Here is a 20,842-nt window from a genome sequence, read left to right on the forward strand (position 1 = left end):
TTTCCCCCGGACGGCGCCGTTTGTTTGTGGTCAGGAAGTCCTTGTTTCGGCGTCAGGCTCCGCGCCGTCGTCGGCCGGCCCTTCATCCCCGGGTTCCCGCTCCGCTGCCCGAAGCCCATCCGGGGTCCCCTGCCCGGGCTCCTGCTGTTCCGGTTCCTGCTGCTCCGGCTCCTGCTGCTGTTCGTCCTCGGGACGGACGCGTTCGGCCCACGGCACCCACTCCGGGGCCAGGACGGAGTCCCCGGACGGCAGCAGGCCCAACTCGTTGACCGTGACCACCTTGGAGCGCGAGTTACGGGTCAGTACCGCATACCACTGCCAGCCCACATAGCCGGGCAGCCGGGATTCGAACAGGTGCGTGACCAGCCGGTCGCCCTCGCTCTTGGCTGCCAGGTGCGGCCCGATGGTGCCGGCCGGGGTGATGCCCTCCACTGCAGCCCGGGCGGTGTCCACCGCCGCGGCCAGGAAAGCATCGGGCTTGCCCGTGCGCCACACGGGCACGCCTGCCTTGCGCTTGGGCTGGGTCTTGGCAGCCTGCTCCTGCACTGGCGTGCCCGGCTGATCAGGTTGGGGGTCCATGGGCAGCCTAAACGTCCAGCTCGTCGGCAACCTTACGCAGGGCGGCAGCAATGGCCTTGCCCTTGTTGCCGTCCGGGTACTTGCCCTTGGACAAGGTTCCGGACAGGTTGTCCAGGACGGTCACCAAGTCCTGAACCAGCGGGGCGAGGTCCTTCGCGCTGGGGCGCTTGGCCTTGGCGATGGACGGGGTCTTGTCCAGCACCCGCAAGCCCAGGGCCTGGGCGCCCTTGCGGCCGTCCGCAACCCCGAACTCCACCCGGGTGCCCGCTTTCAGTTCCGTCACGCCCTCGGGCAGCGACGACTTGGGCAGGAAGACCTCCTGGCCGTCTTCGCCCGCGAGGAACCCAAAGCCCTTGTCCTTGTCATACCACTTGACCTTGCCGGTAGGCACGTAATCAACCTTCTTCGTTCTGCTGTCATGAGACACGGCCGGCTGCCACCGCGTCCGCATTGTTGTGCGGGTTCAAGGTATGGCCAGCGCAAACCGTGTTGGTCTGTATCCTTCAAGGTTATCCTGCCGCGTGCCCTAATCACGCTTCCGGCCGCACCGTTCCGCCCCGGGCGCAAGCTCCCGGTGCTTTCACTTGCGGCGCTGCTGCCGCTGTAGCGTTACGTCCATGACTCCCTTGCGTTACCGGCGGCCGCTGATGGTCCTCGCCGCTGTTATAGCCGTGCTGTCCCTCATTGCTGTGGGAACTGTGATGGCGCTTGCCTTCGCCAACACGGTCGCCCCCGCCTGGGTCACCTACTCGGCCCTTTACGGCCTGCCGGCGGCCTTCATCCTGATGCTCCTGGTGGTCCTGGACGGCGTTGCCGCCAGGCGGCGGGCGGGGAAGCGGGAGCCGCGGTAACGTTGGACTGATGTCCCTCATTCGAGCGCTCGGCAAGGACCTGGAGGCGCGCAGCGACGACTCGTTGCGCGCGTTGTTCGCCGCGCGGCCGGACCTCATTTCCCCCTCTGTTCCGGACTTCGCCGCGCTGGCGGCGCGTGCCAGTTCACGGGTCAGCGTCCAGCGTGCGCTGGAGCGCCTCACCCGGCCGCAGATGCAGGTGCTTGAGACCCTCCATCTGTGCACCAACACGGACACCGGGCACAGCGCCTCGGCGGAGGGCCTGCACCAGTTGATCCGGGGTTCATCCCTGGCCGTCATCGAACAGATCATGGACACCCTGCAGGAACTCGCTTTGGCGCATCCTGCGGTCCCCCCGCATGGCGCCCACGCCCAGGCTGCCGGGCACCACTACTACCTCCCCGTCGGCTCCCTCAAGGATGTGGTGGGAATCTATCCCGCCGGGCTGGGCCGCAGCTACACGGAGCTGGTCCGCCTGCAGCCGGCCTTCGCCCAGCGGGTGGTCCAGCTGGTCTCCGAACTGCACCGCGGCGGATTCGCGATCCACGATGCCAGCACGCCCATGGAGGCGGCGCTGGCGCTCCAGCATTGGACCTCCTCCCCCGAGGCACTGCGGGACATCCTCGCCAACGCCCCGGAACGGACGACGGCGTTGCTCGCCAGGTTCCGCAACTGGGCCATGGGTGCCGTCCCCCAGGCGCAACGGAAAGCGTCGGTCACCACGGAGGGTGCCGACGTCGGGCCCGTGGACTGGCTCCTTGCGCGCGGGCTGCTGGTTCCGCTGGATGCCGCCCATGTGGAGTTGCCGCACAGCGTGGGGCTGGCCCTGCGCGGCGGGGCGATCATCGACGACTTCACCCTGTCCCCGCCGGTCCCGGAGCTTGGCCGGACCACCGCGGCGCTGCGCAGGAATGCAGCGCTCAGCGCCATCTCGGAAACCCTGCGGCTGGTCTCCGAACTGCTGCATGCCGTCAGGGAGAACCCGCTGGCCACGCTGCGCAGCGGAGGCGTGGGGATACGCGAGATGCGCCGCCTGTCCGACCAGCTGCGCGTCGACCAGGGCGTGACGGGCCGGCTGCTGGAGCTGTGCGGCCTGGCGGGCCTGATCCGCCTCGACGTCGACTCGTCCTCATGGGTGCAGCCGCCGCAGCTGGAATGGCTGGTGCTGCCGAGGCAGGAACAATGGCTGTGGCTGGTCAACGCCTGGCTGGCCAGCGAGCGCGTGCCATCTATGGTGGGCCAGCCCATGAACACGGCAGCGGCAGCACCATCCCGGGGACCGTCAGGAGCCACCATCCCGGCGTTGTCCGCCGGTGCGCAGCGGCCTGACGCCCCGGTGGTCCGCAAGCGCATCCTGGAGATCCTGCACGAACTCACGCTCGAAGCTGCAGGACCGGACGGCACCGTGCCCGTGCTGGATGCCGCCGCGGTCCTGCAGCGTGCGGAATGGTCCCAGCCGCGGATGGCCCGGCGGTTCAGTTCCCTCATCCGGGGAGTCCTCGCCGAGGCGGAGATGCTGGGCCTGGTGGGCTCAGGTGCGCTGAGCCAACTCGGAAGCGCGTTCGCCGAAGACCAGCCCGATGCTGCCCTTGCCATCCTTGGCGAGCACCTGCCGGCAGCCCTGAACCATGTGCTGTTGCAGGCAGACCTGACCGCCGTTGCGCCCGGCTACCTCGCTCCCGCCCTGACCGAAAAGCTCCTGGTCATGGCGGACGCCGAGGGGCAGGGCCCGGCCACCATCTACCGCTTCTCGGCGACGTCCATCAAACGGGCACTCGATGAGGGCTACGACGCCGCAGGCCTGCTGGCGTTTCTCCGGGAACACTCCGCCACCGCTGTCCCCCAGCCGCTGGAGTACCTGGTGGAGGACACGGCCTCCCGGCACGGCCAGCTCCGGGTGGGCCAGGCCGCAAGCTTTGTCCAGAGCGATGATGAAGCCGCACTCCGCGAGTTGCTGGCGGGGCCCAAAGCGGCGCAGCTCGGCCTGGCCCGCCTTTCCCCCACGGTCCTCACGTCGTCGGCACCGCCCCGCGAACTCGCCGCCGCACTTCGGAGCCTGGGCCTGTCCCCTTCTGTGGACGGCGTCGAACCCGCCGCCCACGTCCGCCGGTCTTCCGTACCGCAGGAAAGCCTGCGTCCCGTCTATACCGCCCCGCGGATGGCGCCCGCGGCGGAGGAGGTTGACGCCCAGCTGGACGTCCTGCGGCGGCCGGGCCCCGCCGTCGGACACCACCCCGGTACCGCCGCCGGCGGCGAGGCAGCAACCCAGCTGGGGCTTGAGGCACTGCAACGGGCCATCCGGCTGAAGCAGCGGATCCACATGAACGTGGTGGACAATCTGGGGAATGCAAGCCTGGAAATTGTTGTTCCGCTTTCTGTGAGCGGGGGCCGGGTCCGCGTGTTCGATCCTGCCAAGGACACCGAGCGGGTCCTGTCCGTCCATCGCATCATCGACATTGAGGCCGCAGAGGAACTGCGCCAGTAAAGGATTCCCCGCGTGACCGACGGACCCCTGATCGTCCAAAGCGATAAAACCATCCTCCTCGAGGTGGACCATGAGCTGGCCACCGAGGCCCGGCACGCCATTGCGCCGTTCGCCGAACTGGAGCGGGCGCCCGAGCACATGCACAGCTACCGGCTGACCCCGTTGGGGCTGTGGAACGCCGGGGCCGCCGGGCTGGATGCGGAGAAGGTGCTGGATGCGCTGCTGAAGTACTCGCGTTTCCCGGTTCCGCATTCGCTGCTGATCGACGTCGAGGAGACCATGTCCCGGTATGGACGCCTCCGCCTCGAAAAGGACCCGCGCCACGGACTGGTCATGCGGACCGATGACTACCCCGTGCTGGAGGAAGTGATCCGGGCCAAAAAGATCGCACCGCTGCTGGGTCCAAGGATCGATGGCGAGACGGTGGTGGTGCATGCCTCCCAGCGTGGGCAGCTCAAGCAGCTGCTGCTGAAACTCGGCTGGCCGGCGGAGGACCTGGCCGGTTACGTGGACGGCACGCCGCACCTGATCTCCCTCAACGAGGACGGGTGGAAACTGCGGCCCTACCAGCGCCTGGCCAGCGAAAACTTCTGGGCGGGCGGCAGCGGGGTGGTGGTGCTGCCCTGCGGCGCCGGCAAAACCCTGGTGGGGGCCGCGGCCATGGCCACCGGTTCCACCACCACACTGATCCTGGTCACCAACACCGTGGCCGCCCGGCAGTGGAAAGACGAACTGCTCAGGCGCACCTCCCTTACAGAGGAGGAAGTGGGCGAATACTCCGGCGCCCTGAAAGAGGTGCGGCCGGTGACCATCGCCACCTACCAGGTGCTCACCACCAAGCGCGGCGGCATCTACCCCCACCTGGAACTGGTGGACGGCCACGACTGGGGACTCATCATCTACGACGAGGTCCATCTCCTGCCCGCACCGATCTTCAGGATGACGGCCGACCTGCAGGCCCGCCGCCGCCTTGGGCTGACCGCCACCCTGGTCCGGGAGGACGGGCGCGAGGGCGAGGTGTTCAGCCTGATCGGACCCAAGCGGTATGACGCACCCTGGAAGGACATCGAGTCCCAGGGCTACATCGCGCCGGCCGACTGCGTGGAGGTCCGCGTCGACCTGCCAAAGGACGAACGCGTGGCCTACGCCATGGCCGACGACGCGGACAAATACCGGCTGTGCGCCACCTCCGAATCCAAGACACAGGTGGTGGAGCAGCTGGTGGCGCTGCACGCCGGCGAGCAGCTGCTGGTGATAGGCCAGTACATTGACCAGCTGGACGATCTGGGCGAGCGGCTGCAGGCACCGGTGATCAAGGGCGATACCTCCGTCAAGGTACGGCAGAAGCTCTTTGACGCGTTCCGCGCCGGGGAGCTGCAGACCCTTGTGGTGTCCAAGGTGGCCAACTTCTCCATCGACCTGCCGGAGGCCTCGGTGGCCATCCAGGTCTCAGGCTCCTTCGGCTCGCGGCAGGAGGAGGCGCAAAGGCTGGGCCGGCTGCTGCGGCCCAAGAAGGACGGCAGGGCGGCCCGCTTCTACTCACTCGTGGCACGGGACACCCTGGACCAGGAGTTCGCTGCCAGGCGCCAACGGTTCCTGGCCGAGCAGGGGTATGCCTACCGGATCATGGACGCCAAGGACGTGCACGCCGCGGACTGACCCGCAGCGTGCACGCCGTTCACGTCACGCCCTCGGAACTGTCGCGCTCCATGGTGCCCGTTCTGGGATCGAACTGCGCGCGTTCGTAGGCCAGTTCCCCGCCGCTGCGGCCGCCGTAGGGACGGCCGTGGTCCGCAAATTCCTCCCGGAAGAAGGCCAGGCACCATTGCCCCATCTGGATCCTTGCCCCGGTCCGCAGGACGGATGGTCCCGTCCGGGAGACGCTGCCGCTGACGGGACCGTTCGGTACCAGGACGTATTCATCCTGCCCGTCGTGCCTGATTTCGGCGTGCAGCTCCGCCAGGCCCTCGAGCCGGACGTCCGCGCCTGCGCCGCTCCCTATCGTTGTAACGTCTGCCGTGAGGGCCACCTCCCGCGGAATCTGCCCGGTCCAGGTGGCGGCGTCCTGGACAAAGATCAGCCGCGGCCGGCCACCGCCCCTGGCGTAGTGGGTGGTGGTGATGCGGCGGGTGATCTTCCGCTGGACAGTGGGCACCAGCGGCAAGGGCGTCGACGGCGGCAGCAGCCGCATTCCTTTGGGCCTCCGCCTGCCCTGGCGGACCAACGGCAGCAGGGAGCCGAGTTTGCCGAGCTTGATGTGGGGGGAACGCGTGACCAGCCGCTGGGAGGCAGGGCTGGCCACGTTGCCCAGGCTGAGGATGTTTCCGCCGGGGCCGGCCACGGTGATGCTCACCCCCTTGCGGGCCAGCAGCTCCGCCAGCGGTTTGATCTCCTCCAGGGAGGGCAGCCCGCCGCCGGTCAACGGCGCCAGGCCTTCCAGGGACACTGTTACCTCGGTGCCGGCGGCCCTGGCGCTGCCCGAGGTGACGGCACCGGACTCGTCCGTGTAGGAGAAGTCCAGATCAACGTCCAGACGGTACTGGGGCATGTCCGTCAGCCGCGGTTCGCGTCCGACCCGGCGGCATCCCTGTCGCTGGTGGTGACGCGCAGGCTGCCGTTGAGCTTCCATGTGGCGCGCGGCGCGTCCGGGCCGATGTCGCGTGGAACTTCAATGGTCATATCGACGAACTGGTAGTTGATCGCAGCACCCTTGCCGGTGAGATAGGACCACATCTCCTCGGCAAGGTCTGCCCAATCCCGGATGCTGCGTTCGTTTACAGCTGCGTTTTCAGAAGCACTCAGGTCAGTCATGATGGTCTATCCCCTTCGATGGGCCAGGAACTATCGGGTTACTACCGTTGTTGGCGCGGGACCACCAGGGACGGGACGAGGCGGCAGCCGGTGATCCGTTGGAACGCTGGTGCCGGGCTTGACCGCCCGGCAAGCATCACTGTATTCCCGGCCGCAGGGCGGGGGAAGATGCCGGGCGCGGAACGTTCTTGCCGTGAATTGGGTTCCCTGGTGCGTAACAGCGGTCTGCGACGCACACTGGAAGCATGAGTCCACGAATCATTCCCGTCGTGCCCGGGCCCGGGCAGGAGTCGGTCTGGGACTATCCCCGGCCGCCGCGGATCGAACCCAGCACGGAACGCATACGCATCGTACTTGGAGGCGAGGTGATCCTTGACACCACCGACTCGCTGCGCGTTCTTGAGACCAGCCATCCACCGGTGTACTACGTCCGGCAGTCAGCATTCGTCTCCGGCGCGCTGGAGCCTGCTGCCGGCAGCAGCTTCTGCGAGTTCAAGGGCGCGGCCAATTACCTGACGGTGCGCGGCGGGGGTAAGGAGGCGGACGGCGCTGCCTGGTCCTACCCCGAGCCGGCGTCCGGGTTTGAGGCGCTCGCCGGGCGGGTGGCCGTCTACGCCGGGAGGATGGATTTCTGCGAAGTTGACGGGGAACGGGTGCAGGCGCAGCCGGGCCGCTTCTATGGTGGCTGGATCACCAGCCGCGTGGTGGGTCCCTTCAAAGGCGAGCCGGGAACAATGGACTGGTAAGCCCAAGCGGGCCTTCATCATGCTCACAACGAATATCCAGACAACTCCCAGAGACTGGGAGCATGATGGGAACATGAACAAGAACGGTCCAGAAGCCAGGCTGCTCGTCGTCGACGATGAACCCAACATCCGCGAGCTCCTCTCCACGTCATTGCGGTTCGCCGGCTTTGAAGTGGTCTCCGCTGCCAACGGGCGCGATGCCCTCGCCGCGGCCGACACGCACGCCCCTGACCTGGCCGTGCTGGACGTCATGCTGCCTGACATGGACGGCTTCACCGTGACCCGCCGGCTCCGTGCCGCCGGGAAGCACTTCCCGGTCCTCTTCCTGACCGCGAAGGACGACACCGAGGACAAGGTCACCGGCCTCACCGTGGGCGGTGACGACTATGTCACCAAGCCCTTCAGCCTCGACGAAGTGGTGGCCCGGATCCGCGCCGTCCTGCGCCGGACGCAGCCCCTGCTGGACGACGATGCGGTGATCCGCGTTGACGACCTCGAACTCGACGACGACGCCCACGAGGTGCGGCGCGGGGGCACTGTCATCGAGCTCTCCCCCACGGAATTCAAGCTGCTGCGCTACCTCATGCTCAATCCCAACCGGGTGCTGTCCAAATCGCAGATCCTGGACCATGTGTGGGAGTACAACTTCAACGGCGACGCGTCCATCGTGGAGTCCTACATTTCCTACCTTCGGCGGAAAGTGGACATCGACCCGGAGGCGCCGGCCCTGATCCAGACCAAGCGCGGCGTGGGCTACGTGCTCCGGACGGCTGAAAAGCGCTGACCTTGCTGAAGCGGTGGAAGTCGGCCTCGCTCAGGTCGCAGCTGGTGGCCATGATCATGGCCCTGCTGATTGTGGCCCTGACGGTGACCGGAGCGGTCACACTGACGCTGCTGCACAGCTATCTACAGGGGCAGGTGGACGACAAGCTGAATGCCGCCGTCGACTCTGCCCGGAAACAGCGCTCGTTCACGCAGCTGCAGGCGCCCAGCTCCATTCCCACCGACTATTCGCTGATGCTCTTCGCCCCGGGTGAGCAGCCGTACACCTTCGGCGGCGATCCGGACGACCACCCGGACATCAGCGCCATCACCGTGGAGCAGGCGCAGGCACGCGGGCTGGTTCCCTTCCAGGTCCGTGGAACGGACGGGGAAAACTGGCGGGTGGTGGCAGTGACCGTCCAGAACGGCCAGACCACCGCCGTGGTGGTCATCGGCCTCCCCCTGGAGAGCGTCGACGATGTCCTCAAGCACGCCACCCTGGTGGTCACCGGGGTGGGCCTGTTGACGCTGCTGCTGGCCTCGCTTATTGCCAGCTGGACCGTGTCGAGGTCCTTCCGGCCGCTGGCCCGCGTGGAGAAGACTGCGGCAGCGATTGCCGCCGGTGACCTCTCCCGCCGTGTGGAGGTGGAGAACCCTGCCACCGAGCTGGGCCGGTTGAGCAGCTCGCTGAACGCCATGCTGGCGCACATCGAGACCGCGTTCGCTGCACGGACCGCCTCAGAGGCACGGATGCGCCGCTTCGCCGCCGACGCGTCCCACGAACTGCGCACTCCCCTGGTCACCATCCGCGGGTTCTCCGAACTGTACCGCCACGGCGCCTTGGCGACGGACGAAGACGTGGCCACAGCCATGGGCCGGATCGAAAGCGAAGCCAAGCGCATGGGTTCGATGGTTGAGGACCTGCTCCTGCTGGCACGCCTCGACGAACAGCGGCCGCTGCAGCAGAAGCCCGTGGACCTGCAACTGATTGCGCACGACGCCGTGGTTGATACCCAGGCCAGCGACCGGTCCCGGCTGATCACGCTCACCGGACTCGACGGCGGACCGGCGGCACCGGCCCCGGTCCTTGGGGATGAGGCCAAGCTGCGCCAGGTGGTGGGCAACCTCGTGGGCAATGCCCTGCGCTATACCCCGGAGGGCAGCCCCATCGAAGTCGCCGTCGGGGTCCGCGGGACCGACGGCGAAGAACGTTCCATCATCGAAGTCCGGGACCATGGGCCGGGTATCTCGGAAGAGGACGCAGCCAAGGTCTTTGAACGCTTTTACCGGGCTGACACGTCCCGGACCAGGGAGACGGGCGGCAGCGGCCTCGGGCTCGCCATCGTGGCGGCCATCGTGGGGTCGCACGGCGGTTCGGTAAGGGTGGAAAAGACCGACGGCGGCGGCGCCACGCTGGTGGTGAGCCTTCCGCGGCGAGAGGATTCCGCCCGCACTGGCGGCGTGGACGGGCAGGAAACCACCGCCCGCAGTGCCGCAGGGGCCAAGGGCAGCGACGGGTCGGTTATCCACATATAGTCCTCCGGCCATGGCTGCCGCCCGGTTCTGCTCCATAGGCTCGTCCCAGCAGCCCGGATCCGCCGGGCGCGGGGGCGCTCCGCCCGCCGTATCGAAAGGCACAGCCATGAGCATTATTTCCGTCGACACCGAATTACTGCAGCTGAAGTCCGCGAACGTCCAGGCCACCGTGGACCGGATCAGCGCGGACGTGCACGCAATGAAGCGTGGCCTCGACGAACTGCAGGGATCATGGCGCGGTGCAGCGGCCACCAACTTCCAGGCGCTCATCACCGAATGGACCATCACCCAGGGCCGGGTGGAGGCGTCGCTGGCGTCCATCAACGCGGCCCTGGCCTCTGCAGCGGCCACGTATGCCCAGGCGGAGCAGGGAAACACGCAGCGGTTCAGCTGACGCCCGTGTGAGCTGAACGGTTCGCCTACGCTTCCGGCGTTCCCTGATGGAACCGTAGCCGCCACCGGCCGCCGTCGAGGACCCACAGGGAGCTGCGCAGCGTGGTGCCTGAGCGGGCGAAACTGCGGTAGGTCAGCAGGACCGCGCTGGTGCCGATGCGGTCAGCGCCCAGGATTTCGATATCGGTCCGTTCACCGGGATCCTCTTCGAGGGCCATCATCATGGCGTCCCGGGTCCAGACCCTTCCCGAGCTGCCAATCTCCATGAAGTCCGGGTGCAGCAGGACAGCCGTCCGGCCGATATCCCCCCGCACCAGTGGGCCCAGCAGCTCACGTTCGAGCTCTTCGACCAGCGCCTCAGGCGGGATGGCGCCGGCCTGTTGCGTTGCCTCGGCCATGTCAAGGGCGTCTGTGTCCAGTTCGCTGAACAGGTCAAGTTCATCGAAGGCCGGGAGCGGTTCAGGGGTGGCGCGCGGCCTGCCGGCGCCCGCGGCCGGTGCGCCGCCGCCGGCCCCTGGTACCGGGCGCCCAGGAGCAGCGGTCGGGATGTCCAGGGTGGCGGGCGGGAAGCCAATACCGGAGGGCTGCCCGTCGGCCGCATGTCCGGAGCCGGATGGGGTCGCAGCAGGTTGGTGTGCGGCTTCGTGGTGTGCAGCTGCGTGGTGCGCGCCAGGGTGGTGTCCGCCGGGGAACCCGGGCCCGGACCTTGCTGCCACGCCCTGCTGGTACGCCGTTGCCGCGGCCCTGGCCCGTTCGTCCGCAGCCTCGTTCAGCTCATGGCCGGCGTGGCCCTTGACCCACTCAAATGTGTAAACCCGGCCGGCCAGCTCGCGGTCGAGTTCCTTCAACAGTTCCACGTTCAGGACGGGTTTTCCGTCTGCCTTGCGCCAGCCCTTGCGCTTCCAGCCCGGCATCCATTTGGTAATTGAGTTGATCACGTACTGGCTGTCGCAAAGGATGCGCAGGTCCTCACCGGGCAGGTGGGCGGTGGCGCGCAGGAGGTCAAGGACAGCCATCAGCTCACCCTGGTTGTTGGTCCCGTGCGGCCAGCCCCCGGCCCGCCAGCAATCGTCATTCACATACCAGGCCCAGCCAGCCGGACCGGGATTTCCCAAGGCCGAACCATCAGCCGCTGCAGTAATCGTCACCAAACCATCCTGCCAGAAGCCACCGACATTGGACCGACGCCACAGCATCCCAGCCTGGGCGAGCTGCCGCACCCCTTCCGGCGCCCCGGCAGCGGGCTGTGCGAATGGTCGTAAGCGCAACTTTGACGGCCGAAGCGACAGGGGTTGGGAAAACGCTTACCGAAACTTCTTGACGTGAGCATGCCGGGCGCGACACAATCACTTCATCACTCGAGAAAACGGTTTCTGATCTTCGCCGGTCCGCGCATCACGGCGACCCCGGCGCACAAGGAGCCCATCCGGAAGGAACATCAATGACGATTCCAGTCGTAAGCCGGCGCCGCTTCCAGCTGGGCGCGGCCGCGCTGGCCCTCTCCATCCTGGCCACCGGCTGCGGGGCCCCCGGCGGTTCAGGCGACAACGGCCAGGTGACCTTGCGGTTCGCCTGGTGGGGCAATGAATACCTGAACGCACAGACAAACAAGGTCATCGCGGCCTTTGAGGCATCGCACCCGAACATCAAGATCAAAGCGGAGCCGGGAGAATGGTCCAGCTACTGGGACAAGCTGGCAACGAAGACCGCCGCCAACGATGCGCCCGACGTCATCCAGATGGACCAGAAATACATCGCCGAATACGGCGGCCGCGGGGCGCTGATGGACCTGTCCAGGCAAAACGGCATCGATACCTCAAAACTGGACAAGGAAGCGCTTGCGTCGGGCCAGTACGGGGGCGCCCAGTACGGGCTGAGCACAGGCCGGAACGCCTATGTCATCATGGCCAACACGAAAGTGTTCCAGGCAGCGGGAGTGCCCGTGCCGGACGACAAGACCTGGACGTGGAAAGACTTCGTGGACACGGCGGCGAAGATCAGCGCAGCAGGTGACGGGAAGAGTTACGGGGCCGCTTATGGCAGCAACGAAGCCGACCTGATCATCTGGCTGCGCCAGCACGGCGAGAATCTGTACTCAGGGGACGGCAAGCTCGACTTTGAAGCCGCGACTGCAGCGTCCTTCTGGGAACGGATCAAGGAACAGCGCGACTCCAAGGCCAGCCCGGCGGCCACCGTGGCAACCGAGGATGCAGGGGCAGGACTGGAGGAAAGCCTGTTCGGAACAAACCGGGTGGCCATGGCCTGGTGGTGGACCAACCAGCTTGGTTCCCTTGAAGCCACCACCGGCAGCAGCATAAAGATACTGCGGGCCCCCAGCGTCGACGGCGCCTCGGCCGGCAATGGCATGTACTACAAGCCCACCATGTTCTGGTCTGCATCCTCCCGTTCGAAGCATTCCCAGCAGGCCGCGGAGTTCATCAACTACCTCACCAACAGTCCGGAGGCGGGTGCCATCCTGATGACCGACAGGGGCGTCCCCACCAATCCGGACATCGTTTCGGGCATCACCCCGCAGCTTAAGCCGGCTGACACCACCGTGGTTGGATTCCTGAAGGACATAGCCCCGGACATCAAGGACGCACCGCCTGTCCCGCCCGTGGGTGCAGGGAGCGTCCAGAACGTCATCAGGAGGTACACGGATGAAGTGCTGTACGACCGGATGACCCCGCAGGCCGCGGCGGAAGCCTTCAAGAAGGAAGTCCAGGGGATGCTGGATTCGGCCCGGAAGTAACTCCCCTCCCACAGCTCCTTGTCCGGGCGGCCAAGCCGGCACAGGCCGCATCCGTGGCCGGGAACAAAACCTCCGGCACAAAAGTGCGGCCCCCTCGCAAACGAGGGGGCCGCACTTTGCGGTTGGCGGGAGAGGTCCCGGCAGGAGGGCTTAGAAGCCGCCCATGCCTCCCATGCCGCCCATGTCGTCTCCGCCTGCGGGGGCGGCGTTCTTCTCCGGCTTGTCAGCCACCACTGCTTCGGTGGTGAGGAACAGGCCAGCGATGGAAGCCGCGTTCTGCAGGGCAGAGCGGGTTACCTTGACGGGGTCGTTGACGCCGGCAGCCAGCAGGTCGACGTATTCGCCGGTGGCTGCGTTCAGGCCGTGGCCTGCGGGCAGGCCGCGGACCTTGTCCACCACGACGCCCGGCTCGAGGCCGGCGTTGAAGGCGATCTGCTTCAGCGGGGCGTCGATGGCAACGCGGACGATGTTGGCGCCGGTTGCTTCGTCGCCGGAGAGCTGCAGGTTGGCGAATGCCTTGGCACCGGCCTGGATGAGGGCCACGCCGCCACCGGCCACGATGCCTTCTTCAACTGCAGCCTTGGCGTTGCGGACTGCGTCCTCGATGCGGTGCTTGCGCTCCTTGAGCTCAACCTCGGTGGCGGCACCGGCCTTGATGACTGCAACGCCGCCGGCCAGCTTGGCCAGCCGCTCCTGCAGCTTCTCGCGGTCGTAGTCGGAGTCCGAATTCTCAATCTCGGCGCGGATCTGGGAAACGCGGCCGGCGATCTGGTCGGCGTCGCCGGCACCTTCAACGATGGTGGTCTCCTCCTTGGTGACAACAACCTTGCGGGCCTGGCCCAGGAGTTCCAGGCCGGCGTTCTCCAGCTTGAGTCCAACCTCTTCGGAGATGACCTGGCCGCCGGTGAGGACGGCGATGTCGGCCAGCTGGGCCTTGCGGCGGTCGCCGAAGCCCGGAGCCTTGACGGCGACAGACTTGAAGGTGCCACGGATCTTGTTGACGATCAGGGTGGCCAGGGCCTCGCCCTCGATGTCCTCGGCAATGATCAGCAGCGGCTTGTTGGACTGCATGACCTTTTCCAGGACAGCAACCAGTTCCTTGACGTTGGAGATCTTGGAGTTGACGATCAGGATGTACGGATCCTCAAGGACCGTTTCCTGGCGCTCGGCGTCCGTGACGAAGTAGGCGGAGATGTAGCCCTTGTCGAAGCGCATGCCTTCGGTGAGCTCGAGCTCCAGGCCGAAGGTGTTGGACTCCTCGACCGTGATAACGCCTTCCTTGCCCACCTTGTCCAGGGCTTCGGCGATGAGGGCACCGATTTCGTCGTCACCGGCGGAGATGGAGGCGGTGGCCGCGATCTCTTCCTTGGTTTCGATTTCCTTGGCGGAAGCCAGGAGTTCGCGGGTGACAGCCTCGACGGCCTTCTCGATGCCGCGCTTGAGGGACAGCGGGTCGGCGCCGGCGGCAACGTTGCGCAGGCCTTCCTTGACCAGGGCCTGTGCCAGGACGGTGGCCGTGGTGGTGCCGTCGCCGGCAACATCGTCGGTCTTCTTGGCAACTTCCTTGACCAGCTCAGCGCCGATCTTCTCGTAAGGATCGTCCAGCTCGATCTCCTTGGCGATGGAAACACCATCGTTGGTGATCGTGGGGGCGCCCCACTTCTTTTCGAGGACGACGTTGCGTCCACGCGGGCCGAGGGTGACCTTAACGGCGTCGGCGAGGGTGTTCAGGCCACGCTCAAGGCCGCGGCGTGCCTCTTCATCAAATGCAATGATCTTGGCCATAACGGCAGTAGTCCTTTCGGGACAGTCGTTAAGAATGAACCTTCGCTGCAGTGCCCGCGACGGACGATCCTTTGACGGCGGCCTCTGTATGCCTCCGGGAGGGGATCTCACTGAAGTGAGGTGTTTCTTTCGCTCCTCGTCCGGTGCCCCGCGCCGCCGGCCGGAACCAGGCTTTGCTTTAGCAGTCGGTACGTCAGAGTGCTAACTCAATAATTAGCACTCCCCAGGTGAGAGTGCAAGCGAAAAGACGCCGGACGGGCGGGTAGGGGCAGCGGCTTCGCCCAGGGCGATCAGCTTGAATGTCCGGCCGTCTCCCGGCCGGTGGGGGTGGGGTTGTTCTCGGGACCGTAGGTGAATACGGAGAAAACGGCGGTGGTGATATCCCCGTTGGAGTCGAAGGCAACCGGTCCTGACTCGCCGTCGTAATTGATGTCCGGATTGGCAGCAAGGCCGCCCAGGCACTCCTTGTACGTCAGGCACGGGGCGGGCGGGGCCGTTGCCCCCGGGGCAGGCGTCCCTGCGGAGGGCATCCCCTGGGATGTGGTCCTGCCTGATGCGGCGCCACCCGAAACCGGAACCAGGTTGGCGGCGATGGAGCGTCCGGCATCGTCCTGGGCCCTTGCCGCCGCCAGGGCCGCCAGGGTCACGGCGTCGTAGGTTTCAGCAGCATACGAGACGTCCTTCAGGGAAGGATCAACGGCCAGGAGCTTTCCCTGGAAGGCGGCGGTGGGCAGTTGGCCCGGGACGACGGCGCGGGCGCCGTCCAGGGCCCGGGAGGCGAGCCCTGATCCGTAGCGGGCAAAGGCGCCATCGCTGAGGAGAATTTTTGAACCCCTGAGGCCGGAGTTGTTCAGCTCGGCCAACGCGCCCTGCGCCCCTTCCCGGGCAACCAGGACCACGGCGTCAGGGCTGGCCTTGGCTGCGGAGCGTGCGGCTTCGGCGGCGGCGCCGGGCTTGAAGGCCGCTCCGGGCAGGACCGTCAGGCCGGACTGTTGCGCGGCTTTCGTGACGGCAGCCGACAGGTCCTTGCCGTAGGCACCTTCCTGGTACACCACGGTGATGCTGGCGGCCCCGGCGTCCTTGGCGAGTTTGGCCAGCACAGGACCTTGCGCGACGTCGGCCGCGGCCGTGCGGAAGTAGTAGCCTCCGCTGGCGATCCCGGAGAGGGCGGCAGCGGTGTTGGCCGGCGAGATGAGGGGTATGCGTGCGTGGGACAGGATGTCCACGGCCCCGGCCGCGTGGCTGGAATCGGTGGGTCCAATGACCACGTCCGCCTTGGCGGCCACCAGGTCCTTGGCCTGGCCTGCGGCTTCCTGGTCCGGATGCGCCGGCAGCAGCTCCACCGGCCGGCCTTTGTGTCCGCCGGCGGCGTTGATTTCCTGGATGGCCAGCTTGGCGGCCGCCAGCTGGGGCGCATTAAGGAAGGCATTGCCGCCGGTGTTGTCCAGGATCAGGCCCACCCGGAGGACGCCATCGCCGGAGGCTTCGACCGGGTCCACCCTGGCGTTGCCGCCGGCGCCCGAACATGCTGTGACCGCGAGGACTGCCCCCAGGGAAACGGCCAGCGCCGCTCGGCCGCGGACCGGGAAACGGTAAAACGGCATCACTGGGCGGGCCGGACGTTTTCTGCCTGGGGACCTTTTTCGCCCTCCCCGACTTCCAGCTGCACCCTCTGCCCCTCATCCAGTGCGCGGTAGCCCTCCCCCTGGATCGCGGACCAGTGGACAAAAACGTCATCACCGGAGCCGTCAACGGTGATGAAGCCATAGCCCTTTTCAGCGTTGAACCATTTGACGGTTCCCAGTGCCATGATGAACAACTCTTTCCGTTGGGGTTATGCAGCCGTGGGCGGAGCGGGTGCGGCTAGCGGTATCCGGCGCCAAGCACCACCACGAGCGGCACCTGGAATTCGGTGCTGTTCACCACGGTGGGGATGTTGAGCAGCCCGGCAAGCGCCTGTGCGTTTGCCAGTTGCTGGGGGCCGGAGTAGAAGATCACGGAGGACTTCTGCGGGGCGCCGGACCAGTTGCCTACCTGGCCGAGGCGCCATCCGTCCGCCTGGACGGTTCCGGCCACCCGGCTGGCCAGCCCTGCCGTGCCTGCCGCGTTGTAAACCGCCACTGCCTGCGTCCTGTCGACGGCTGCCTCCCGGGTGGCGGAAGGTGTGGCCTGGGGCTCCGGGTCACTGCTTTGGGTTGGTTCAGACGAAGCAGACGGAGACGGCGAAGCAGGAGGCGCGGATGCCTGCGTGGCCGATGGGGTGGTTCCGGTTCCGGCCAGCGGAGCTGACTCCACGCTCGCCGATGCCTGGCTCGCGGTGGCGCTGAATCCCAGCTTGGGAAGGATCAGGAAGGACACCAGCCCTATGGCAAGGGCCGCCATCCCCACTACCAGGATGGGCCACAGCCGCACCCGGGACGGGGCCGAGGCCGTCCGGTGGACACCTTGTCGCGACGCGGCCTCCGGGACCTTGTCGAATTCATCGCGGGCGTATCTGGTCATGGTGGAAGGACATCCTTGTTGATTGCGGCTGTTGTCCCGGCCTGGGGGTTGTTAAGCGTCGGATCCCATGCGCCGGGCAGTGCGCGCACGGTGGCGCGACGTACGTAGTCTACGCAATCTCTTCACCAGCATGGGATCGTGTGCCAGCGCATCCTCGCGGTCGATCAGTGCGTTCAGGAGCTGGTAGTAATGGGTCGCGGAGAGGTCAAAGAGGTCGCGGATGGCCTGCTCCTTGGCCCCTGCGTACTTCCACCATTGCCGTTCCAGGGCCAGCATCTGCTGTTCGCGCTCGGAGAGGGAGGACTCACGGAGGGTGAAATCCGCCAAAAGGGACTTCCGTGGATCCTGCTCCGGCAGGTGTTCCCGGGCCGGTTCCGCCACGGCACACTCCTTCGCTGGTTACGGTAAATGTCTTACCCCCATGCTACCGGTCGAATAACACGGGTGTCATTCGCGCCCCGCGCCTGCACCGGCCCGGTGCCGCGGGCGGGCGTCCCCCGACGGCCTGCAAGAATGGAACGATGTTTGAATCGGATGCGCTGTTCGAGCTGCAGCAGGACCCGGCGGACGGCACCCGCTTCGCTGACCTGGCTGACCTGCCCCTGGCGGAGCTCATGGCGCCGGACTGGGCCACGGCACTGCAGGGAGTGGAGGGCAAGCTCCGGTCGGTCCTGGCCTTCCTGGCTGCTGAAGAGGCGGCCGGGCACCAACTCCTGCCGCCGCCGTCGAACGTCCTGCGCGCCTTCCGCCAGCCGCTCGCCGGCGTCAAGGTCCTCATCGTGGGCCAGGACCCTTACCCCACCCCGGGGCACGCAGTCGGGCTGTCGTTTTCCGTCGATGCCCGCACGCGCCCCCTCCCCCGCAGCCTGGTGAACATCTACCGCGAACTCGAATCGGACCTCGGCATTCCGCCGCGCGTCCATGGCGACCTGTCGGCATGGACGGAGCAGGGCGTGCTGCTCCTGAACCGGGTACTCACGGTCAGGGCAGGATCTGCTGGGTCCCACCGGGGCAAAGGCTGGGAGGACATTACGACGGCGGCCGTCACCGCCCTGGCATGCCGCCGGGCCGCGGATGGGTCCAGGATGCCTTTGGTGGCGGTGTTGTGGGGCAAGGAGGCGGAGGGCCTCCAGCCGCTGCTGGCAGGCGCCCCCGCCGTCATCAGCCCGCACCCCAGCCCGCTGTCCGCCTCCCGCGGGTTCTTTGGCTCCAGGCCATTCAGCCGGGTGAACCAACTGTTGCGCGAACAGGGTGCAACGGCCGTAACCTGGGAACTCCCGCCGTCACCCTAGCTTAGGCTTGCCTTATGAGCACCGTCCCCGCCGCCACCAGCGCCACGAAGAAGAGCCGCCCCCAGGTCACCCTGACCGTGCTGCGCAAGGAACAGCTGTCCCCGCACATGGTCCGGATCGTGGCCGGCGGGGAGGGCTTCAGCGACTTCGCCAACAACGGCTTCGTGGACCGGTACGTGAAGATCGTTTTCCCGCAGCCCGGGGTTGACTACCCCTCCCCGCTGGACCTGTGGGCCGTCCGGGAAACCATGCCGCGCGAGCAGTGGCCGTTCACCCGCACCTATACGCTGCGCTGGGTGGATCCGGAGGCGAGCGAACTCGCCATCGACTTCGTGGTCCACGGCGACGAGGGCCTGGCGGGTCCATGGGCGGCAGGGGCACAGCCGGGCGAGACACTGACCTTCACCGGACCCGGCGGCGCCTACAACCCCAACCCCGAGGCCGACTGGTACCTGTTCGCCGGTGATGAGGCAGCGCTTCCTGCCATCGCCGCATGCATCGAGGCCCTGCCCGCGGAGGCAACCGGGCTTGCCTTCCTGGAGGTAGGTTCCGAGGCCGACATCCAGCCTGTTTCCGCCCCTGCCGGGCTGGAGATTACCTGGCTGGCCCGCAACGGCACACCGGCAGGTGCCAGCGACCTGCTGGTCAGGGCGGTGGCGGAGGCCGAATGGCCCACCGGCACCGTGGATGTGTTTGCACATGGCGAACGCGGCTATATGAAGGCCCTCCGCGAAATCTTCTTCAAGCAGCGCGGCCTGGACCGCCGGCAGGTGTCCCTCTCCGGTTACTGGGCGCAGGGCCGCGTGGAGGACGTCTTCCAGGCCGAGAAAAAGCTCCCGGTCGGCCAGATCTAGCGGCGGCGCGCCCGGCGCCGCTCGTTGCTTGCCAGGCTGCGGGTCAGGGGCCGGGCCAGCACGTCGCCCAGGACGATCCCGCCGGCCGTTCCCAGCACGATGGCACCGGCGCTGAGCATTCCTCCGGCGCCGGCCAGGATCTCGGACTCCTCAACGGTGAGGACGTACATGGACCGGAATATCGTGAGGCCGGGCAGCAGGATCAGGGCTGCGGGAACTGCCACCACCAGCTGCGGCGCACCCATCCGCAGCGCCACCACCCGTGCCAGCAGGCCAATGACGACGGCGGCCATGGCCGGGGCGAAACGGTCGCCGATGCCCAGCAGGCCGCAGCCCAGCAGCACCAGGTAGCCCGCCACGCCTACGGCTGCGGTTGGCAGCAGGAGCTTCCAGGTGGTCTGTTCCGTAATGCCGATGGCCATCACGGCGGCGGCTACGAAGATGATGAGGACCCACAGATCGTAGGCGGGCGGGAAGGTCTGGGTGACGTCGATGCGCTGCAGCCCGGTCAGCTCCCCCACCACGAAGGCAACAGCGATCCCTGCCACGATGGCGCCGAACGTCAGCAGCGTGGACAGGAACCGTCCGGCCGCCGTCACCGGGAAGCCGTTGATGGCATCCTGCACGGAGGACACCAGGCGCCCGGTGGGAAGGAGCAGCAGGATGCCGCCCACCACCACGATGGACGGCGATGCGGTGAGCCCGAACTGCCAGAGCAGCAGCGCCAGCATGGTGACCACGAAAGAGCAGCTGGCGGTGATGAAGAAGTCCGGTACGCGCCAGCGTCCCAGCTGCCGGGCCAGCAGGCTGATGCCGATATTGGCCACGAACGCAACTGCCGAGGACACCGGACCGCCGCCCAGCACGCCAACGAACACGGCGGCGAAGATGCCGAAGGCGGCCGTGACCATCCAGCGCGGATAGGGTTTCGGGCTGGTGATGGCCTCGTTCAGCCGGCGGATCGCCTCATCCCGGCCCACGCCGCCGGCCACGATGTCCGTGACCAGTTGGTGCACCTTGGCCAGGCCCGCATAGTTGTTGGTCCAGGAGCGCACCACGCGCAGCAGGGCGATCGGCGTCTGGTCCTTGGGTGCGTAGTTGATACCCACGGACTGGTTGGTGATGTCCACCTCGATGTTCTTCAGCCCCAGGGCCGCGGTGACGGCAATGATGCTGGTTTCCACTTCCAGGGCGCCGGCGCCATACCGGAACATGGTCTCGGCCAGGTGCAGGGCGAAATCCAGGGTCTTCCGGGCGGAGGTGTCCACGCCACCCACCTGGATGGTGGGGTTGGCGTAGGGACTCCCCGCCAGCCGGTCCACGATGCTCAACGGGGCGGTTGGTGGATTCTCGCCCTGCACCAGGCGGCGCAGCATCCTCTTGGCGGCAGCGTCCTGCCGAAGCTGCGCAGGGGTCAGCGGTTCAGTCTTGGGCAGGCCGTCAGTCTTTGGCCTGTGCCCTGGCCGTTCGTGCCGTTCGGTCATGCCCGCTTCC

21 protein-coding genes are annotated in these 20,842 nt (G+C 67.1%); 10 read left to right on the forward strand and 11 right to left on the reverse strand.

Annotation, left to right across the window (positions count from 1 at the left end):
• Positions 1-30: 30 nt before the first annotated feature.
• Both FB478_RS18570 and FB478_RS18575 read right to left on the reverse strand, forming a co-directional pair.
• Complete coding sequence (locus FB478_RS18570; RefSeq protein ID WP_144601287.1) at positions 31-579, reverse strand: DUF3027 domain-containing protein; 549 nt, start codon at positions 577-579, stop codon at positions 31-33.
• A 7-nt stretch (positions 580-586) separates the two neighbouring features.
• Positions 587-970: a cold-shock protein gene (locus FB478_RS18575; RefSeq protein WP_018762148.1), complete on the reverse strand. Its 384-nt coding sequence runs from the start codon at positions 968-970 to the stop codon at positions 587-589.
• Positions 971-1,196: 226 nt separating this feature from the next.
• Here FB478_RS18575 and FB478_RS18580 point away from each other — a divergent pair, with 226 nt between their 5' ends.
• From FB478_RS18580 to FB478_RS18590, 3 genes are read left to right on the forward strand one after another with little or no spacing between them, the layout of a single operon-like run.
• A complete protein-coding gene (locus tag FB478_RS18580) occupies positions 1,197-1,430 on the forward strand; it encodes a hypothetical protein (RefSeq protein ID WP_144601288.1) in 234 nt (77 codons plus the stop codon).
• A gap of 10 nt (positions 1,431-1,440) precedes the next feature.
• Positions 1,441-3,915 carry a helicase-associated domain-containing protein gene (locus tag FB478_RS18585; protein WP_134165645.1) on the forward strand — a complete coding sequence of 825 codons (2,475 nt, stop codon included), beginning with the start codon at positions 1,441-1,443 and terminating at the stop codon, positions 3,913-3,915.
• Between the two features lie 12 nt (positions 3,916-3,927).
• The gene (locus FB478_RS18590) at positions 3,928-5,574 is read left to right on the forward strand and encodes a DNA repair helicase XPB (RefSeq protein WP_144601289.1); all 1,647 of its coding nucleotides are present in this window, start codon (positions 3,928-3,930) and stop codon (positions 5,572-5,574) included.
• Positions 5,575-5,593: 19 nt separating this feature from the next.
• Here FB478_RS18590 and FB478_RS18595 read toward each other — a convergent pair whose 3' ends face one another.
• Together FB478_RS18595 and FB478_RS18600 are read right to left on the reverse strand one after the other, a co-directional pair.
• The gene (locus FB478_RS18595; protein WP_144601290.1) at positions 5,594-6,463 is read right to left on the reverse strand and encodes an FHA domain-containing protein; all 870 of its coding nucleotides are present in this window, start codon (positions 6,461-6,463) and stop codon (positions 5,594-5,596) included.
• Positions 6,464-6,468: 5 nt separating this feature from the next.
• Positions 6,469-6,726 carry a hypothetical protein gene (locus FB478_RS18600; RefSeq protein WP_134165648.1) on the reverse strand — a complete coding sequence of 86 codons (258 nt, stop codon included), beginning with the start codon at positions 6,724-6,726 and terminating at the stop codon, positions 6,469-6,471.
• A gap of 245 nt (positions 6,727-6,971) precedes the next feature.
• Between FB478_RS18600 and FB478_RS18605 the strand changes: the two genes are divergently transcribed.
• The 4 genes from FB478_RS18605 (at position 6,972) to FB478_RS18620 (ending at position 10,164) form a co-directional block, all read left to right on the forward strand.
• Complete coding sequence (locus FB478_RS18605) at positions 6,972-7,472, forward strand: DUF427 domain-containing protein (protein ID WP_026265813.1); 501 nt, start codon at positions 6,972-6,974, stop codon at positions 7,470-7,472.
• A 73-nt stretch (positions 7,473-7,545) separates the two neighbouring features.
• A complete protein-coding gene (locus tag FB478_RS18610) occupies positions 7,546-8,256 on the forward strand; it encodes a response regulator transcription factor (protein ID WP_018769540.1) in 711 nt (236 codons plus the stop codon).
• A 2-nt stretch (positions 8,257-8,258) separates the two neighbouring features.
• The gene (locus FB478_RS18615; protein WP_018769539.1) at positions 8,259-9,770 is read left to right on the forward strand and encodes a HAMP domain-containing sensor histidine kinase; all 1,512 of its coding nucleotides are present in this window, start codon (positions 8,259-8,261) and stop codon (positions 9,768-9,770) included.
• Between the two features lie 106 nt (positions 9,771-9,876).
• Positions 9,877-10,164, forward strand: coding sequence for a WXG100 family type VII secretion target (locus tag FB478_RS18620; protein WP_018769538.1), 288 nt, complete (start codon positions 9,877-9,879; stop codon positions 10,162-10,164).
• 25 nt (positions 10,165-10,189) lie between these two features.
• Here FB478_RS18620 and FB478_RS18625 read toward each other — a convergent pair whose 3' ends face one another.
• A complete protein-coding gene (locus FB478_RS18625) occupies positions 10,190-11,311 on the reverse strand; it encodes a ribonuclease HI family protein (protein ID WP_144601291.1) in 1,122 nt (373 codons plus the stop codon).
• Between the two features lie 293 nt (positions 11,312-11,604).
• Here FB478_RS18625 and FB478_RS18630 point away from each other — a divergent pair, with 293 nt between their 5' ends.
• Complete coding sequence (locus FB478_RS18630; RefSeq protein ID WP_056389162.1) at positions 11,605-12,915, forward strand: ABC transporter substrate-binding protein; 1,311 nt, start codon at positions 11,605-11,607, stop codon at positions 12,913-12,915.
• 150 nt (positions 12,916-13,065) lie between these two features.
• Here the strand turns inward: FB478_RS18630 and groL are convergent, their stop codons facing one another.
• The 5 genes from groL to FB478_RS18655 form a co-directional block, all read right to left on the reverse strand.
• The gene (gene groL, locus FB478_RS18635) at positions 13,066-14,700 is read right to left on the reverse strand and encodes a chaperonin GroEL (protein WP_144601292.1); all 1,635 of its coding nucleotides are present in this window, start codon (positions 14,698-14,700) and stop codon (positions 13,066-13,068) included.
• 290 nt (positions 14,701-14,990) lie between these two features.
• A complete protein-coding gene (locus tag FB478_RS18640) occupies positions 14,991-16,304 on the reverse strand; it encodes an ABC transporter substrate-binding protein (RefSeq protein ID WP_144601314.1) in 1,314 nt (437 codons plus the stop codon).
• Positions 16,304-16,510 carry a cold-shock protein gene (locus FB478_RS18645; protein WP_134165653.1) on the reverse strand — a complete coding sequence of 69 codons (207 nt, stop codon included), beginning with the start codon at positions 16,508-16,510 and terminating at the stop codon, positions 16,304-16,306. Before FB478_RS18645 ends, FB478_RS18640 begins: the two co-directional genes overlap by 1 nt.
• Positions 16,511-16,563: 53 nt before the next feature.
• The gene (locus FB478_RS18650) at positions 16,564-17,202 is read right to left on the reverse strand and encodes a LytR C-terminal domain-containing protein (RefSeq protein WP_144601293.1); all 639 of its coding nucleotides are present in this window, start codon (positions 17,200-17,202) and stop codon (positions 16,564-16,566) included.
• A gap of 51 nt (positions 17,203-17,253) precedes the next feature.
• Positions 17,254-17,583 (reverse strand): DUF3263 domain-containing protein, encoded by a 330-nt coding sequence (locus FB478_RS18655; RefSeq protein ID WP_144601294.1) that lies wholly within the window; start codon positions 17,581-17,583, stop codon positions 17,254-17,256.
• 140 nt (positions 17,584-17,723) lie between these two features.
• On the opposite strand from FB478_RS18655, the gene FB478_RS18660 reads away from it, so the two are divergent.
• Both FB478_RS18660 and FB478_RS18665 read left to right on the forward strand, forming a co-directional pair.
• On the forward strand, positions 17,724-18,494 hold the full coding sequence (locus FB478_RS18660) for a uracil-DNA glycosylase (protein ID WP_144601295.1): 771 nt from the start codon (positions 17,724-17,726) through the stop codon (positions 18,492-18,494).
• A gap of 14 nt (positions 18,495-18,508) precedes the next feature.
• Complete coding sequence (locus FB478_RS18665; RefSeq protein ID WP_144601296.1) at positions 18,509-19,348, forward strand: siderophore-interacting protein; 840 nt, start codon at positions 18,509-18,511, stop codon at positions 19,346-19,348.
• Here the strand turns inward: FB478_RS18665 and FB478_RS18670 are convergent.
• Complete coding sequence (locus FB478_RS18670; protein ID WP_018769528.1) at positions 19,345-20,832, reverse strand: threonine/serine exporter ThrE family protein; 1,488 nt, start codon at positions 20,830-20,832, stop codon at positions 19,345-19,347. The two genes, FB478_RS18665 and FB478_RS18670, sit on opposite strands and share 4 nt — an antisense overlap.
• Positions 20,833-20,842 lie beyond the last annotated feature (10 nt).

This window comes from Arthrobacter sp. AG367 (genome assembly GCF_007828995.1).
In the GTDB taxonomy this organism is placed as follows: Bacteria; Actinomycetota; Actinomycetes; order Actinomycetales; family Micrococcaceae; genus Arthrobacter.